14 protein-coding genes are annotated in these 15,952 nt (G+C 51.5%); 9 read left to right on the top strand and 5 right to left on the bottom strand.

Translation table 11 applies throughout. The features are described 5' to 3' along the window. Positions 1 to 7 precede the first annotated feature (7 nt). A complete protein-coding gene (locus tag GC128_RS13945; protein ID WP_151994809.1) occupies positions 8 to 2,449 on the top strand; it encodes a trimethylamine-N-oxide reductase 2 in 2,442 nt (813 codons plus the stop codon). Between the two features lie 75 nt (positions 2,450 to 2,524). On the opposite strand, the gene GC128_RS13940 is transcribed toward GC128_RS13945, so the two are convergent. Continuing rightward, entirely contained in the window at positions 2,525 to 3,187 is a 663-nt protein-coding gene (locus GC128_RS13940; RefSeq protein ID WP_151994808.1) for a helix-turn-helix domain-containing protein, read from the bottom strand. Between the two features lie 90 nt (positions 3,188 to 3,277). Beyond that, positions 3,278 to 4,666 (bottom strand): cysteine--tRNA ligase, encoded by a 1,389-nt coding sequence (gene cysS / locus GC128_RS13935; protein WP_151994807.1) that lies wholly within the window; start codon positions 4,664 to 4,666, stop codon positions 3,278 to 3,280. A 176-nt stretch (positions 4,667 to 4,842) separates the two neighbouring features. On the opposite strand from cysS, the gene ppiB reads away from it, so the two are divergent. From ppiB to mnmH, 5 genes are all read left to right on the top strand, one after another. Further along, entirely contained in the window at positions 4,843 to 5,337 is a 495-nt protein-coding gene (gene ppiB / locus GC128_RS13930; protein WP_064516793.1) for a peptidylprolyl isomerase B, read from the top strand. 7 nt (positions 5,338 to 5,344) lie between these two features. Continuing rightward, positions 5,345 to 6,067, top strand: a complete 723-nt coding sequence (lpxH, locus tag GC128_RS13925; protein ID WP_151994806.1) for a UDP-2,3-diacylglucosamine diphosphatase — start codon at positions 5,345 to 5,347, stop codon at positions 6,065 to 6,067. A 138-nt stretch (positions 6,068 to 6,205) separates the two neighbouring features. Further along, entirely contained in the window at positions 6,206 to 6,715 is a 510-nt protein-coding gene (gene purE, locus GC128_RS13920; protein WP_151994805.1) for a 5-(carboxyamino)imidazole ribonucleotide mutase, read from the top strand. Beyond that, positions 6,712 to 7,776: a 5-(carboxyamino)imidazole ribonucleotide synthase gene (purK, locus tag GC128_RS13915; RefSeq protein ID WP_151994804.1), complete on the top strand. Its 1,065-nt coding sequence runs from the start codon at positions 6,712 to 6,714 to the stop codon at positions 7,774 to 7,776. The genes purE and purK overlap by 4 nt, the downstream gene beginning before the upstream one ends. A 122-nt stretch (positions 7,777 to 7,898) precedes the next feature. Beyond that, on the top strand, positions 7,899 to 9,002 hold the full coding sequence (gene mnmH / locus GC128_RS13910) for a tRNA 2-selenouridine(34) synthase MnmH (RefSeq protein WP_151994803.1): 1,104 nt from the start codon (positions 7,899 to 7,901) through the stop codon (positions 9,000 to 9,002). Positions 9,003 to 9,028: 26 nt separating this feature from the next. Here mnmH and GC128_RS13905 read toward each other — a convergent pair whose 3' ends face one another. The 3 genes from GC128_RS13905 to ybbA all read right to left on the bottom strand — a co-directional run bounded on the left by GC128_RS13905 (position 9,029) and on the right by ybbA (position 13,540). After that, positions 9,029 to 10,180 (bottom strand): porin, encoded by a 1,152-nt coding sequence (locus GC128_RS13905; protein ID WP_193216259.1) that lies wholly within the window; start codon positions 10,178 to 10,180, stop codon positions 9,029 to 9,031. Between the two features lie 262 nt (positions 10,181 to 10,442). Beyond that, entirely contained in the window at positions 10,443 to 12,857 is a 2,415-nt protein-coding gene (gene ybbP / locus GC128_RS13900; protein WP_151994802.1) for a putative ABC transporter permease subunit YbbP, read from the bottom strand. Further along, positions 12,854 to 13,540 carry a putative ABC transporter ATP-binding protein YbbA gene (ybbA, locus tag GC128_RS13895; protein ID WP_151994801.1) on the bottom strand — a complete coding sequence of 229 codons (687 nt, stop codon included), beginning with the start codon at positions 13,538 to 13,540 and terminating at the stop codon, positions 12,854 to 12,856. Before ybbA ends, ybbP begins: the two co-directional genes overlap by 4 nt. Here ybbA and tesA point away from each other — a divergent pair. Genes tesA through GC128_RS13880 form a run of 3 tightly spaced genes read left to right on the top strand, consistent with a single transcriptional unit; the run spans position 13,508 to position 15,847 of the window. Continuing rightward, entirely contained in the window at positions 13,508 to 14,137 is a 630-nt protein-coding gene (tesA, locus tag GC128_RS13890; protein ID WP_151994800.1) for a multifunctional acyl-CoA thioesterase I/protease I/lysophospholipase L1, read from the top strand. The two genes, ybbA and tesA, sit on opposite strands and share 33 nt — an antisense overlap. Then, on the top strand, positions 14,127 to 14,936 hold the full coding sequence (locus tag GC128_RS13885) for an SDR family oxidoreductase (protein WP_151994799.1): 810 nt from the start codon (positions 14,127 to 14,129) through the stop codon (positions 14,934 to 14,936). The genes tesA and GC128_RS13885 overlap by 11 nt, the downstream gene beginning before the upstream one ends. Before the next feature lie 56 nt (positions 14,937 to 14,992). Beyond that, a complete protein-coding gene (locus GC128_RS13880) occupies positions 14,993 to 15,847 on the top strand; it encodes a co-chaperone YbbN (RefSeq protein WP_151994798.1) in 855 nt (284 codons plus the stop codon). Positions 15,848 to 15,952 lie beyond the last annotated feature (105 nt).

Here is a 15,952-nt window from a genome sequence, read left to right as displayed (position 1 = left end):
GAGAATGATGAAGTTAACACGACGTAGTTTTTTGAAAACGGCAGGCGGTACCGCGGGCGCCATAGTGGTGTCCTCAGCAATCCCGCTTCCTGCATGGGCTGAAACACACGCAGGTACAATACTCACCGCAGCTCGCTGGGGAGCAATTGAAGTTGAAGTGAAAGATGGGAAGATAGTCTCTTCAAAAGGCGTTCTGGCTAAAACCATCGAGAACTCACTACAGAGCAGCGCACCTGATCAGGCTCATACAGCCTGTCGAATTAAGTACCCTATGGTACGTAAAAGTTATCTCGCAGCACCGGGAACAGCAGATGGAAAACGCGGTAAAGATGAGTTTGTCCGCGTTTCCTGGGATGATGCGCTAAAGCTCATTCACGAACAGCATGCTCGTATTCGAACCACTCATGGCCCGGCATCTATCTTTGCTGGCTCTTATGGCTGGCGCTCTAGCGGGGTGTTGCATAAAGCACAGACACTTTTACAACGTTATATGAGTATGGCTGGCGGTTACGCGGGTCACACCGGAGATTATTCCACTGGTGCTGCCCAAGTGATTCTGCCGCACGTTATCGGTTCCGTCGAGGTTTACGAACAGCAAACCGTCTGGCCCATGATCCTTAAAAATAGCCAGGTCGTTGTTCTGTGGGGAATGAACCCGCTAAATACGCTGAAAATTGCCTGGAGCAGTACCGATGAACAAGGCCTGGAATATTTCAATCAGTTGAAAGCTTCCGGCAAAACCGTGATTGCCATTGATCCAATGCGTTCCGAAACTATCGGTTTCTTTGGTGATAAAGTTCAATGGATTGCTCCCAATATAGGTACTGACGTTGCACTGATGATGGGGATCGCCCATACGCTGGTTGAGGCAAACCTGCACGATAAGGCCTTTATCGAGAAATACACCACCGGATACGCGGAATTTGAGTCCTATCTTCTTGGTGTTGCGGACAAAACACCTAAAAACGCCGCCTGGGCTGAAAAAATTTGCGGGGTTCCTGCCAAGCAAATCACGCTGCTGGCCGAGATATTCGCCAAAAATAAAACCATGCTTATGGCTGGATGGGGTATCCAGCGTCAGCAATATGGCGAACAGCGCCACTGGATGCTGGTGACACTCGCAGCAATGCTTGGGCAAATTGGCAGTGATGGTGGTGGTTTCGGCTTCTCCTATCACTATTCAAATGGTGGTAACCCAACGCGTAGTGGCGGCGTACTCACGGCAATTTCTGCAACCATTGCAGGCAACTCTTCCGCTGGGAATGACTGGGCTACATCCGATGCTGTCACTAATATTCCCGTGGCGCGTATTGTCGAAGCACTGGAGAACCCTGGCGTTAAATACCAACACAACGGTAAGGAACAAACCTTCCCTGATATTAAAATGATCTGGTGGGCAGGCGGTGGTAACTTCACCCATCACCAGGATACCAACAGGCTTATTGCTGCCTGGCAGAAGCCAGAGCTGGTGGTGATTTCTGAATGCTACTGGACAGCCGCTGCAAAACACGCGGATATCGTGCTGCCGATAACGACCTCCTTTGAACGCAACGATCTGACCATGACCGGCGACTATAGCAACCAGCACCTGGTGCCGATGAAGCAGGCCATTGCACCACAGTTTGAAGCGCGTAATGACTTTGACGTATTTGCCGATCTGGCAGAACGGCTCAAAGCAGGAGGAAAAGCCGTTTACACCGAAGGGAAAGACGAAATGGCCTGGCTGCGCGAGTTCTACGATGCCGCGCAGAAAGGCGCCCGGGCGCAGCGCGTCAATATGCCGCAGTTCACTGCTTTCTGGCAGGCAAACAAGCTTATCGAAATGCGCAAAAACCCGAAAAATGAAGCCTTCGTACGCTATGCGGATTTCCGCAAAGACCCGGTGATGAACCCACTAGGTACACCGAGCGGAAAAATAGAGATCCACTCAAAAACTATCGAAGAGTTTGGCTATAAAGATTGCCCGGCACACCCGACCTGGCTTGAACCAGATGAATGGGCAGGCAACGCTGAACCGGGTCAGCTGCAACTTTTAACCGCACATCCGGCTCACCGCCTGCATAGCCAGCTTAATTATGCCGAACTGCGTAACAAGTATGCCGTAGCAAACCGTGAACCTATCTATATCCATTCTGATGATGCAGCAAAACACAGTATTAAAAGCGGGGATACAGCACGAGTATGGAACGATCGTGGCCAAGTTTTAGCGGGAGTTGTGGTTACTGATGGGATCAAACCGGGAGTAGTCTGCATTCACGAAGGGGCCTGGCCGGATCTTGATCCAGCAACCGGTATTTGCAAGAACGGCGGTGCTAACGTGCTGACCAAGGATATTCCAACATCACGCCTGGCAAATGCCTGCTCTGCAAATACATCGCTGGTAAAAATAGAGAAGTATTCAGGAGCGGAGCTAACGCTTAGTGCATTTACGCCTCCTGTCGGAGCGTAACATAAGACAGTAAACCCCTTCGGTAATAGCCTTAGGGGTTTATTTTCGCTTACGTATTCTTACGACCCAGTCTTACTAATACTCCTTCGGCAAATGCCGAATCGCTACTAGTTTCCCACGCTTAATCTCAATGTAATCACCACGACGTAATTCTCCGAGTATCGCCATAACCGTGCTGCGCGCCAGTTGCGTACGTCCCTGAATAAAATCTGCTGCATTGATATCACGGCGTACATCAGCAGGCAGCAATTCCAGTTCGAGTAATTTATTGCGAATCATCACATACGCCGTAACACCTACCAAATGCTCATCACGTAAAGAGTACATCTGTAAAAACCAGGCAAGGAGAACTGAAACCGTCTCCCATAGTTGCTGCCGGGTAAAGAGCTCAAATGCTTGTTCGGCTGGGATAACTCGTGCTGTACAGGGCTCTTCTACTTTCAAAAACCAGGCGCCACGAGGCCGCAAACATTCAGCAATCCCATAAACCATCTCGCCTCTCACTGATGAAAGCACTAAGCCATCATTTGCACGAACAACCGTAAAATGCCCCTCGGTGAACAGATACAGGAATTTTTCGTGCTGCGAAACTGCGTGAATTTCATCATTAGGTTGGAAAGAACGTACCGTCCCCAGCGTAGAAAGCGCTTCCTTGAGAGCATATATCTCAGCCACAGGTCTGGGTGGATAAAGGGAGGACAGCCCTGATTCACTGTTTTGATCATTTATGGCGGTCATGAGTTTACCTTTTTATATTTCTCGCACCACAATCATAGTTGATAAAAAAAGCGGCTTATGCCGCTTTTTGTTTAACAAACTGAATAAGGCCTACTTTCTGCGCCAGGTAGTGCCTTGTGGGCCATCTTCCAGCACGATACCCATCTCATTGAGACGGTCACGAGCCTGATCCGCCAGCGCCCAGTCTTTTGATTTACGGGCATCGTTACGCTGTTTGATTAGCGCTTCGATTTCAGCAACTTCGTTGTCGTCAGACTGCGCACCACCTTGCAGGAAGGCTTCTGGATCTTGCTCCAGTAAACCCAGTACGCCAGAAAGTTGGCGCAGCGCCGCTGCCAGGCCATTTGCTGCGGCCAAATCTTCAGTTTTTAGGCGGTTCACTTCACGCGCCATATCAAACAGTACTGAGTAAGCTTCCGGCGTATTGAAATCATCGTCCATCGCTTCACGGAAACGTGCTTCAAACGCTTCGCCACCCGCAGGCTGAATGCTACCGTCTGTACCACGCAATGCAGTGTACAAACGCTCAAGCGAGGTACGCGCCTGTTTCAGGTTCTCTTCGCTGTAGTTCAACTGGCTACGATAATGGCCAGACATCAGGAAATAGCGAATGGTTTCAGCATCGTAATATTTCAGCACGTCACGCACGGTGAAGAAGTTGCCCAGTGATTTGGACATTTTCTCACGGTCAACCATCACCATGCCGGAGTGCATCCAGGTGTTAACGTACTCGCCGCCGTGCGCACAGGTAGACTGGGCGATTTCGTTTTCGTGGTGCGGGAACATCAAGTCCGAACCGCCACCATGAATATCAAAATGGTTACCGAGCTGTTTGCAGTTCATTGCAGAACATTCGATGTGCCAGCCTGGACGACCTTCGCCCCACGGGGATGACCAGCTTGGCTCGCCTGGTTTCGACATTTTCCACAGCACGAAATCCATCGGGTTGCGCTTAACGTTCGCTTCTACTTCAACACGGGCACCGGCTTGCAGTTGTTCCAGATCCTGGCGGGAAAGTTTGCCGTAATCGGCATCACTTTCTACCGAGAACATCACATCACCATTGCTGGCAACATAGGCGTGATTGCGCGCGATAAGCTGTTCAACAATTTCGATGATGTCCGGGATATGTTTGGTTGCGCGTGGCTCACTGTCCGGGCGCAAAATATTCAGTGCGTCGAAATCGGTGTGCATTTCGGCAACCATGCGGTCTACAAGCGCAACAAAATCTTCGCCGTTTTCATTGGCGCGTTTGATGATTTTATCGTCGATATCGGTAATGTTGCGTACATACTTCAGCTTATAGCCGATAAAGCGCAGGTAACGCGCGACTACATCGAAAGCGACAAAAGTACGGCCATGCCCGATATGACACAGATCGTAAACGGTGATACCACACACGTACATGCCAACTTCTCCGGCATGAATAGGTTTGAATTCCTCTTTTTGGCGACTCATTGTATTGAAGATTTTTAACATCAGGGGATTCCATGTAAGCGTGTGATTTCAAAATTAGGCTATATGTTACATCAAAATTTCACACGGAAGCAGCACGCTTTGCAAGGTGATGATCATGTGCAGTTATGCTATAACAACCACCTTGTGTCGCGGCACCGTCTGCCGGAACACTGTCTGACTAATATAGGATGCACAGCATGGTTACTTTTCATACTAATCACGGCGATATCGTAATCAAAACTTTTGATGATAAAGCGCCTGAAACTGTTAAAAACTTCCTCGAGTACTGCCGCGAAGGTTTCTACGCCAACACCATTTTCCACCGTGTGATCAACGGTTTCATGATCCAGGGCGGCGGTTTTGAACCGGGTATGAAGCAAAAAGACACCAAAGACACCATCCAGAACGAAGCGAATAACGGCCTGAAAAACACTAAAGGTACGCTGGCAATGGCTCGTACCCAGGCGCCACATTCTGCAAGTTCCCAGTTCTTTATTAACGTGGCTGACAACGATTTCCTGAACTTCAGCAGCGAAAGCATGCAAGGTTGGGGTTACTGCGTATTTGCTGAAGTTGTAGAAGGCATGGACGTTGTTGAGAAAATCAAAGGCGTGTCCACTGGCCGCAGCGGTATGCACCAGGACGTTCCTAAAGAAGACGTGGTTATCACAAGCGTAACCGTCAGCGAATAACTCGCCCATGGCGACGCTGTTTATCGCAGATTTACATCTGTGTTCAGAAGAACCGGCGATTACCGCCGGTTTTCTGCGTTTTCTGGCGGGTACCGCTCGGGAAGCTGATGCGCTCTATATTCTTGGCGATCTGTTTGAAGCCTGGATTGGCGACGATGACCCCGAACCGCTGCACCGCCAAATCGCTTTAGCCATTAAAGACCTGGTGGATTCTGGTGTTCCCTGCTTCTTTATTCACGGCAACCGCGATTTCTTACTCGGTAAACGTTTTGCCCGCTTAAGCGGCATGACGCTTCTGCCAGAAGAAAAGATGCTCGACCTGTATGGCCGCAAAATGCTAATCCTGCATGGCGATACACTTTGCACTGACGACCACGGTTATCAGGCGTTCCGCAAGAAAGTTCACCAGCCTTGGCTGCAATGTTTGTTCCTCGCCCTGCCGCTGTTTATCCGCAAGCGCGTCGCCGCGAAAATGCGAGCCGACAGCAAGGCCTCAAACAGCAGTAAATCGATGGCGATTATGGATGTGAATCAGCATGCGGTTATCGATGCGCTCACCCGCCATCAAGTGCAATGGATGATCCATGGCCATACCCATCGCCCAGAAATTCATCCTATTTCAGCCAACGGCAAACCCGCGTTTCGCTGCGTGCTCGGTGCATGGCATAGCGAAGGGTCGATGATCAAAGTCACTGCCGAAGACGTCGAACTCATCTCCTTCTCTTTTTAAACAAAATCACGCCTTTTTGCTGCCTTGTTGACCACGCAACCGTTTTCCTTGCTCTATGTTCATGCTATTCTCTGAGCCCTTCTGACCGACCGAGCCACGTTCGGTGATGTTTGCACACCCACAGGAGTTTTGAGACGCATGTCCTCCAACCAGACCCCGGCGCGTATCGCCATTGTCATGGGTTCCAAAAGTGACTGGGCAACCATGCAGTTTGCCGCCGAAATCCTCACCGCCCTTGATGTCCCACACCATGTCGAAGTGGTTTCCGCACACCGCACTCCCGATAAACTTTTCAGCTTTGCCGAACAGGCAGCCGACAACGGTTATCAGGTGATTATTGCCGGTGCAGGCGGAGCGGCGCATTTGCCGGGCATGATCGCGGCGAAAACCCTGGTTCCTGTGCTGGGCGTACCTGTCCAGAGCGCTGCATTAAGCGGCGTAGACAGTCTCTATTCTATTGTGCAAATGCCACGCGGTATTCCGGTTGGCACGCTGGCAATCGGCAAAGCCGGTGCGGCGAATGCGGCCCTGCTGGCGGCGCAAATCCTCGCGATCCACGACAAAGCCTTGCATCAGCGCCTTGAAGCGTGGCGTCAAAGCCAAACCGACGAAGTGCTGGAAAACCCGGACCCACGGGGTGAAGCATGAAACGCGTCTGCGTGTTGGGTAACGGCCAGTTAGGCAGAATGCTGCGCCAGGCAGGCGAACCGCTGGGCATTGCGGTTTACCCGGTTGGCCTGGATGCCGAACCTGAAGCCGTGCCATTTGCGCAAAGCGTTATCACCGCAGAGATTGAACGCTGGCCTGAAACCGCCCTTACCCGCGAACTGGCTCGCCATAATGCCTTCGTAAATCGCGATGTGTTCCCAATCATCGCCGACCGACTGACGCAAAAGCAGCTGTTCGATAAGCTCGAACTGGCAACCGCACCATGGCAATTACTGTCAAGCCGCGATCAGTGGGCTGGTGTGTTCCAAAACCTTGGCGAGCTAGCCATCGTAAAGCGCCGCACAGGTGGTTATGACGGGCGTGGGCAATGGCGTTTGCGCAGTGATGAAACCGCGCAACTGCCGGACGATTGCTACGGTGAATGTATTGTTGAGCAAGGGATCAACTTCTCGGGCGAAGTGTCGCTGGTTGGCGCGCGTGGTCACGACGGTACAACCGTATTTTACCCTCTGACGCATAACCTGCATCAGGACGGTATTCTGCGCACTAGCGTTGTTTTCCCGCAGGCTAATATCGAGCAACAACAGCAAGCTGAAGCCATGCTCTCTGCCATCATGCATGAGCTGAACTATGTTGGTGTCATGGCGATGGAGTGCTTTATCACGCCAGCCGGATTGCTGATTAACGAACTGGCACCACGCGTTCACAACAGCGGGCACTGGACGCAAAACGGGGCATCCATCAGCCAGTTTGAATTGCACCTGCGCGCTATTGTTGACCTGCCTCTGCCGCAACCGGTTGTTAACTCACCTTCAGTCATGATTAATCTTATCGGCACCGATGTAAATTACGACTGGTTGAAGCTGCCGCTGGTTCATCTGCACTGGTACGATAAAGAGGTGCGCGAAGGCCGCAAAGTGGGCCATCTCAACCTCAACGATAGCGATACCGGCAGACTGTGCGCCTCTCTCGAAGCGATGGTGCCGCTGTTGCCAGCGGAATACGCCAGCGGAATTGCCTGGGCGCAAAGCAAGTTCTAATCTTTCAGCGGGTGGCGATTTGTTCACCCGCTCTTTCACTCAAGTCTCCCCAACCTTTCTTTTCCAGACGCGAAGGCGCACAATCCACGGCGTTTCGGCCTCACTCGCTCTAAGGTTTTTCTATGCAAAACGCTCGTCCTGATACTCAAAATTACGAACATCTGCTGCGTGGCGGTATTCCGCTTATCGACGTGCGCGCTCCGGTTGAATTCAGCCAGGGGGCAATGCCTGCCGCGCTAAATTTCCCGCTGATGACAGATGACGAGCGTGCTGAAGTGGGCACTTGCTATAAACAGCGCGGGCAGCAGGCAGCGGTTGAGCTGGGCCATCGTCTCGTACACGGCGAAATCCGTGAAACCCGTTTGCAAAAATGGCTGGAAGCGTGTCGACAAAATCCGCAGGGATATTTGTGTTGCGCGCGTGGCGGCATGCGTTCGCATCTGGTTCAGGAGTGGTTACGCGAAGCAGGCGTTGACTATCCGCTGGTCGAAGGCGGTTATAAAGCGCTGCGCCATTACGCCATGGACGTGATAGAAGCTCGCTCGCAATGGCCAATGGTGCTCGTCAGCGGAAATACCGGCGGTGGTAAAACGATCCTGATCCGCTCACTGCCGACCGGAATCGATCTTGAAGGGCTGGCGCACCATCGCGGTTCGTCATTTGGCCGCACAATTGTGGAACAACCCTCGCAAACTAACTTTGAAAATAACCTCGCGGTCACGCTGCTTCAAAAAGGCGACAATGCAGAAGTGACATGGGTGGTGGAAGATGAAGGCCGCATGATTGGCTCACGTCATATTCCGGAATGCTTCAGAGAGCAGATGCTGCGCTCGCCGATTGTGGTGATTGAAGACCCGTTTGAGCAGCGTCTGGAGCGTTTGAAATTCGAATATTTTGAGCAAATGAGCGAAGCGTTTTTATCGGTACACGACGAAGAGACTGCCTGGCAAAACTACGGTGAATATTTGCATCATGGCCTGTTCGCCATCCGCCGTCGTTTGGGCATGGAGCGTTTTGCGCAATTTAGCAAATATCTGGATGAGGCGTTAGAACTGCAACGTAAAACCGGTTCGGTTGATGGGCATCTGGCGTGGCTTGCGCCACTACTTGAAGAGTATTACGACCCGATGTATCGCTATCAGCTCAGTAAGAAAGCGGGAAATATCGTGTTTCGTGGCGACTACAGCCAGGTTGAAGAGTGGCTGGGTAAGCGTACGGGCGAATAGCGCAAGCGCTATCCGCCACAACACAATTAGAAGTCGTAACGCAGACGAACCAGGTTCATATCACCCAGGTTGTCAGTGCTGGACGTAAAGACGTGTTCATAATCAACACGGAAACCGTAATCCAGTTGGAAGCTAACACCCACGCCATTATCGATGCGCTGGTAATCGCGACCGTTAATGTAGTCAATGCGGTCGCCCATGAAGTATGGCTGTACGGTTTTAACTGCAAACTGATCCACCGGAATGGTGTAGCCAGCAAAGTATTCCACGCCCCACGCATCACCCGCGAAGTAATTGTTCACATCCACTTGTTTAGTGGTCATGAAGTTCTGATACCAGCCGCCGCCAACGCTGAACGTCCAGTTGTCAGGTTTCCAGCTCAGTGCTGTACCGAGGATATTCTGGTCGTAATTTTTACTTTCGCTAGTGCCCGGATCGCGCATTTCTGCACGCGTGTAGTTCCACGCTGTACCCCAGGTCAGATCTTTGGTCAGATGATAATCCACACCCAGTGAACCGCCGCCATTACGTTTGTAACGCAGGCCGTTACCCGGAAGATACTCATCATCGTTAAACAGCCAGGAGACGTAAACATCGGCATCACCGAAAGTATTCTTATATTTCAGCATGGCGCGTGAACGATAAGTACCATCATAGTTGCCATTAATACCATTAGCCGATGCCTGGCCGATCATGTCATAATCCCAGATATCGGTTTTCGCGCCAACAACATCGTAATAGACGCTATTTTGCTTACCGTAGGTTAGCTGACCCCAGGTCTTACTTTTAAAACCGGTATAAAGCATACGACGGTCAGTATCATTTGCCCCTTCTGCATAATGATTATCCCAGTCAAATACAGCCGGAATGTTAACCCCAAGTTCGTAATAGGTTATCCAGCTAATATCATCGAATAAGTAATAATCAGCGGTAAAACGGAAACGAGTACCGCCGTCAAAGCCATTATTCTTATAAGAGCCTTTGTCGCTATCGCCGGTCATCATATTGAATTGCGGACGAATACTACCGCCAACGGTAAAGTTAAGGCGGCTAAGTGGATTACCCGCCTCAGGCGATTGTTTTAACACTGTAATTTCTGCATTAGCAGCAAATGAAGCCATGCCCAATAGCAGACCTGCTCCCACTAATTGTGGAAGAACACGCAATTTTGTTTTCATCAAAAAAACCTGATTACCATACTTATTATTAGAGCTAAAAATATATCCTTTTATTTAACCTGGTATCAGAAAAATTTTTATTGTTTTGTGCCTTTAAAAATAGAGCATTTTGTTAATAGTTATTAACAAATAAAACAATTGCTCCTGAAATATATTCAGGCACTAACAAAACCGAAATATAAGTGGATTTATAGCGAAATATAATACCAGGAATAAAAAAGCCACGGATAACACCGTGGCCATTTTTTAGATGGAATAATGTTCAGGCAACAAACTGGCGGAATAACGCTTTACCTTTCAGCAAACGAATCCCTAACCAGCCGCCACACAGAGAAAGCAGCACCGCTCCGGTTAACGGCAGGATTACCCACAACCGCCAGTCGGGTTCCCATGGGAAATCAAACACACGGGTTTGCAGTAGACCGAGCGCAGTTTCAGCACCAATCGCCGCCACCAGCCCGGAAACGAACCCCAGCACTGCAAACTCACACCACAAAGTCGTACGCAGCAGGCGTTTCCCGGCCCCCAGGGTGCGATATACCACCAGTTCCTGATGCCGTTGGCGCATCCCCACTTGAACCTGGGCCAGCAGTAACAGCACACCGCAAGCGGTCACCAGCACCACCATCACTTCCAATGCCCGACTGACCTGTTCCAGCACCTGTCCGACCTGGCGCAGAATAGCCCCGATATCCAGCAAACTGACGGTAGGGAATTCACGGTTAAGTTGTGTTAATACGCCATTTTTCCCATCCAGATGGAAGCTCGTCAGCCAGCTTTGCGGTTGGTTATCGAGCGCGCCCGGCGGGAAGATAAAGTAGAAATTAGGTCGCAGACTTTCCCAATCAACTTTACGCAGGCTGGAAACTTTCGCCGAGAAATCCTGGGTATCGCCCATAAACGTGACGGTATCCCCCAGTTTAATCTTCAGCCGTTTTGCTACACCCTCGTCCATCGAAACTTCGCCTGCTTTCGGCGGCCAGGAACCAGCAAGTATCGGGTTATGCGTTGGTTTCTGGCTCTGCCACGTCAGATTGAGTTCGCGGTTAAGTGCTTCATCAGGATTACCCTCGGTGGATTTTCCGTTTATCGCCGTCATACGCACACGCACAATCGGGTAGAACGATTCCGGGATTATCTGATGCTCAGCTAAAAACTCTTTCACTGGCTGAACCTGCTCGGTGGCAATGTTTAGCAGGAAATAGTTCGGGCTTTCCGGCGGCAACTGTTGCTGCCAGCGGTCAAGCAAATCGCCACGCAGCACCAATAACAATGCCAGTAACATAAACGATAGCGAGAACGCTGCGAGCTGACTTAAGGTTGCCCATGGCTGGCGCAGAAGACGATTTACAGCCAGGCGCAGCGCGAGGTTTTTCAGCGTCAGCTTCTTCAGAAGCTTTAGTACCCCCCAGCCGACAATGCCGCACAAAGCCGCGAGTACAACTGTACCTGCCAGCACAGCCCACAGCAGCGTGCTGCCACCCATAAGCAGCGCTAAAAGTGCAACAACAACTATAAAGATGACGGGCAGATAGATTTTCAACGGCCAGACATTCGCTACCGCATCACGGCGTAATACGCGCAGTGGTTGGGTTGCCAGCAACAGGCGATAAGGACGCAGGCCGACCAATAACGAAATCACCACCATCGAGCCGATTGCCCACACCCAAGGCCACAGACTGGCTGGCGGTAAGGCGGCAGGCAATACAGGTTTAAGCAGGCGCATTAGCACCGCTTCAAACACCAGCCCTGCGGCACCACCGGTAACGGCCGCCAGCGCCAGCACCATCAACCATTGGCCGATAATCAGCTTGCGCAGTGCAGCACGCCCTGCGCCGAGGGTTTTCAGTATGGCGACTAAATCGTAGCGGCTACGGCAGTAATGATTCATAGCGACCGCAACGGCTGCGACTGCCAGTAATAACGTCAGAAGAGCGGAGAGCAGCAAGAATTGTTGCGAACGTTCCAGAGACTTCCCGAGAGCGCCATCATCTTGCTCCATACCGTACCAACGCTGTTCCGGTTTAAGCAGTGGAACAACAAATTTTTCAAACTTATCGAGCTGGGCTGGTGTACCGCCAAATTTGTAGCGCCAGGAGATACGGCTCCCTGGCTGCACTGCACCGGTTTTCTCCACATCCGCAAGGTTCATCATCAAGCGCGGGGCCATCTGGAACGGGTTAAACCCAGAATCCGGTTCCTGGATAACTTCGCCCGCGATACGCAATGTGGTGTCGCCTACGTCCAGGGAATCCCCTACTTTGAGATTGAGCAATGCCATTAAGCGCGGTGCCAGCAGCACGCTACCCGGCTCAGGCTTCAATCCCACCGGGTTGGTGTCGAGCTGGCCGTACATCGGGTAAACCTCATCGACGGCTTTTACCGATGCCAGCTGCGGCGTATCACCGGAAAACGTCATGGTGGCAAAAGTCAGTTGTTTGCCGACTTTCAGTCCATCCTTTTTCGCCTGATCCAGCCATTCCTCAGGCACTTCTCGTGAGCTGCGTAATGCACGGTCACCCGCCATAAAATCACGGCTTTGCTGGTTTAACCCTTGTTCCATGCGGTCGCTGATATTGCCGAGTGCCAACACGCACGCCACAGCCAGGCTCAAAGCCAGCCAGACAATCAATAACGATGGCGATCGCCATTCACGCCAGAACCAGCGGGCAATCATGCTTCCTCCCACAACTGACCTTCGCGCAGGCGCAGGCGGCGGTCGCAGCGGGCAGCGAGCTGTTCATCATGCGTCACGAGGATGAGCGTAGTGGAAAAATCCCGGTTCAAGGAGAAGAGTAAATCAGCAATACGATCGCCAGTGTGGCGGTCAAGATTACCGGTTGGCTCATCGGCAAACAGCACCGCAGGACGCCCATTAAAGGCGCGAGCCAATGCCACACGCTGCTGTTCGCCACCCGAAAGCTGCGCGGGGAGGTGATCCAAACGTTTCCCCAGACCAAGCTGTTCGAGCAATGCTTTAGCCTGTGCGCGGCTGGATGAGTCATTTTCTCCGCGCAGCAGCGCCGGGAGTTCAACGTTCTCAAGCGCGTTAAGCGTGGGAACCAACATGAATGACTGGAACACAAAGCCGACGTTTTTCGCCCGCAAAGCCGCTCGCGCTTCTTCATCCATGCTATGTAGCGGCTGGCCGCATAGGTGCACTTCCCCTTCGCTGCCATCATCGAGCCCGGCGAGGATCGCCAGTAGTGTAGACTTCCCGGAGCCGGACTCACCGATTAACGCAATGGTCTGCGCCGGTTTGACAACCAGCTCAACTCCGGTAAGGATGGAGAGCTGATGTTCCCCAGTTCCTACGGACTTACTAAGATGATGAACTTCAACAATGTTTTCCGCTGGCATTTGCCCTTCCTGTTTCTGGCTTTGATGACCTGTCGTGCCGCTTTTGCGGACACGTTGTTGATTCTGGGTGATAGCCTGAGCGCGGGTTACCGAATGTCGGCAACGGCGGCCTGGCCTGCTCTGCTGGATAAGAAATGGAACCAGCAAAATACTAAAGTTGTGAACGCCAGTATTAGTGGCGACACCGCACCACAAGGGCTGGCACGCTTGCCCGCGCTGCTGAAACAGCATCAGCCTCGCTGGGTATTAATTGAGCTTGGCGGTAACGATGGCCTGCGAGGGTTTCAGCCACAAGCCATCGAGAAAAGTCTGCGCCAGATAATTAACGATGTGAAAGCGGCGAACGCTCAACCATTGCTGATGCAAATACGTCTGCCTGCAAACTACGGGCGTCGTTATAATGAGTCGTTTAGCGCTATTTATCCGCAACTTGCCAAAGAGTTTTCTATCCCTCTTCTGCCATTTTTTATGGAGGAGGTCTATTTGAAACCGCAATGGATGCAGGATGACGGTATACATCCGAATAGTGATGCTCAGCCGTTTATCGCCGACTGGATGTCTTCCCGTCTGGCACCTTTAGTTAAACATGACTCATGAACAATCGGGGCACCTCTCGGGTAAAGTTATGCAAAAATCAGTTTTAATTACAGGTTGTTCCAGCGGTATTGGTTTTGCCTGCGCACAAGATTTAAAGCAGAAGGGTTATCACGTTCTGGCAGCCTGCCGTAAACCCGCAGATGTTGAGCGCATGAACCTGGCCGGATTTACCGGCGTGTTGCTCGATCTCGACTCGCCCGAGAGTGTGAATGCGGCGGCAGAACAAGTCATTGAACTGACCGGAAACCGCCTGTACGGGCTGTTTAACAACGGTGGTTTTGGCGTTTACGGGCCGCTGCAAACCCTTTCACGCGATCAGCTCGAGCAACAGTTTTCGACCAATTTGTTTGGCACCCACCAACTGACCATGTTGCTACTACCGGCCATGTTGCCGCACCGCGAAGGGCGCATTGTGATGACCAGCTCGGTTATGGGACTGGTTTCCACGCCAGGCCGTGGCGCTTATGCCGCCAGTAAATATGCGCTGGAAGCCTGGTCCGATGCACTACGCATGGAACTGCATCACAGCGGTATTAAAGTCAGCTTGATTGAGCCTGGCCCGATTCGCACTCAGTTCACGCAGAACGTCAACCAGACTCAAGCTGACCATCCGGTAGAAAACCCAGGGATTGCCGCACGCTTTACACTCGGCCCGGAAGCAGTAGTGGAAAAAGTGCGCCATGCTTTTGAAAGCTCAAACCCGAAATTACGCTATCCAGTGACGCTGGTCGCCCATGCTTTAACGTGGTTACGCCGCCTGTTACCTGGCCGTATGTTGGATAAAATTTTACGTGGTTAGTTGAAGGACAGCTCCTTGCCCCCATGTAAAAGCAAATCTTTATAAGGAATTGATTTATGTCTGCCCAATACAATATCGACATCACCGAAGCGAACATGCACCAGGTGTTGGAACAGTCCGTTACTACACCGATTCTGTTCTACTTCTGGTCAGCACGCAGCCAACACTGCGAACAGTTAACACCGGTTCTGGATAAGCTTGCAGCGCAGTATCAAGGGCAGTTTATCCTTGCCAAAGTAGACTGCGATGCCGAGCAAATGGTCGCGTCTCAGTTTGGTTTACGCAGCATTCCAACGGTTTATCTGTTCCAGAATGGTCAGCCAGTTGACGGTTTCCAGGGGCCGCAGCCAGAAGAAGCGATTCGCGCCCTGCTGGAAAAAGTTCTGCCGCGTGAAGAAGAGTTGAAAGCGCAAGAAGCGATGCTGCTGATGCAAGAAGGCAAACATGCTGAAGCGCTGCCGTTGCTTAAAGACGCGTGGCAGATTTCCAACCAGAACAGCGAAATTGGCCTGATGCTGGCGGAAGTGCAAATTGCGCTGAACCGTAGCGAAGATGCTGAAGCAGTGCTGAAAACCATTCCATTGCAGGATCAAGATACCCGTTACCAGGGCCTGGTTGCTCAAATCGACCTGCTGAAGCAAGCCGCAGACACGCCAGAAATTCAGCTGCTGCAACAACAAGTTGAGCAAGATCCTGAAAATGCACTGTTAGCCAGCCAGCTGGCGCTGCAACTGCATCAGGTCGGGCGTAACGAAGAAGCGCTGGAACTGCTGTTTAGTCATCTGAAAAAAGATCTCGGTGCCGCCGATGGCCAGGTGCGCAAAATGCTGATGGAGATCCTTGCAGCTCTTGGAACCGGTGATGCGCTGGCATCAAAATATCGCCGCCAAATGTATTCGCTGCTGTATTAATGATGTCGGAAGACGCTGCGTTTTTCCGACCTTGGAAAAGCAACGCAGCGTCATCCCCGCTGAAAAAAATCGCTGATTGAAGCCCGTTAAAGGGTAGACTTACAT

The organism is Buttiauxella massiliensis (genome assembly GCF_902500225.1).
Classification (GTDB): Bacteria; Pseudomonadota; Gammaproteobacteria; order Enterobacterales; family Enterobacteriaceae; genus Buttiauxella; species Buttiauxella massiliensis.
The sequence above is the reverse complement of the archived record's forward strand: the minus strand, read 5'-3'. Positions and strand labels throughout refer to the sequence as shown.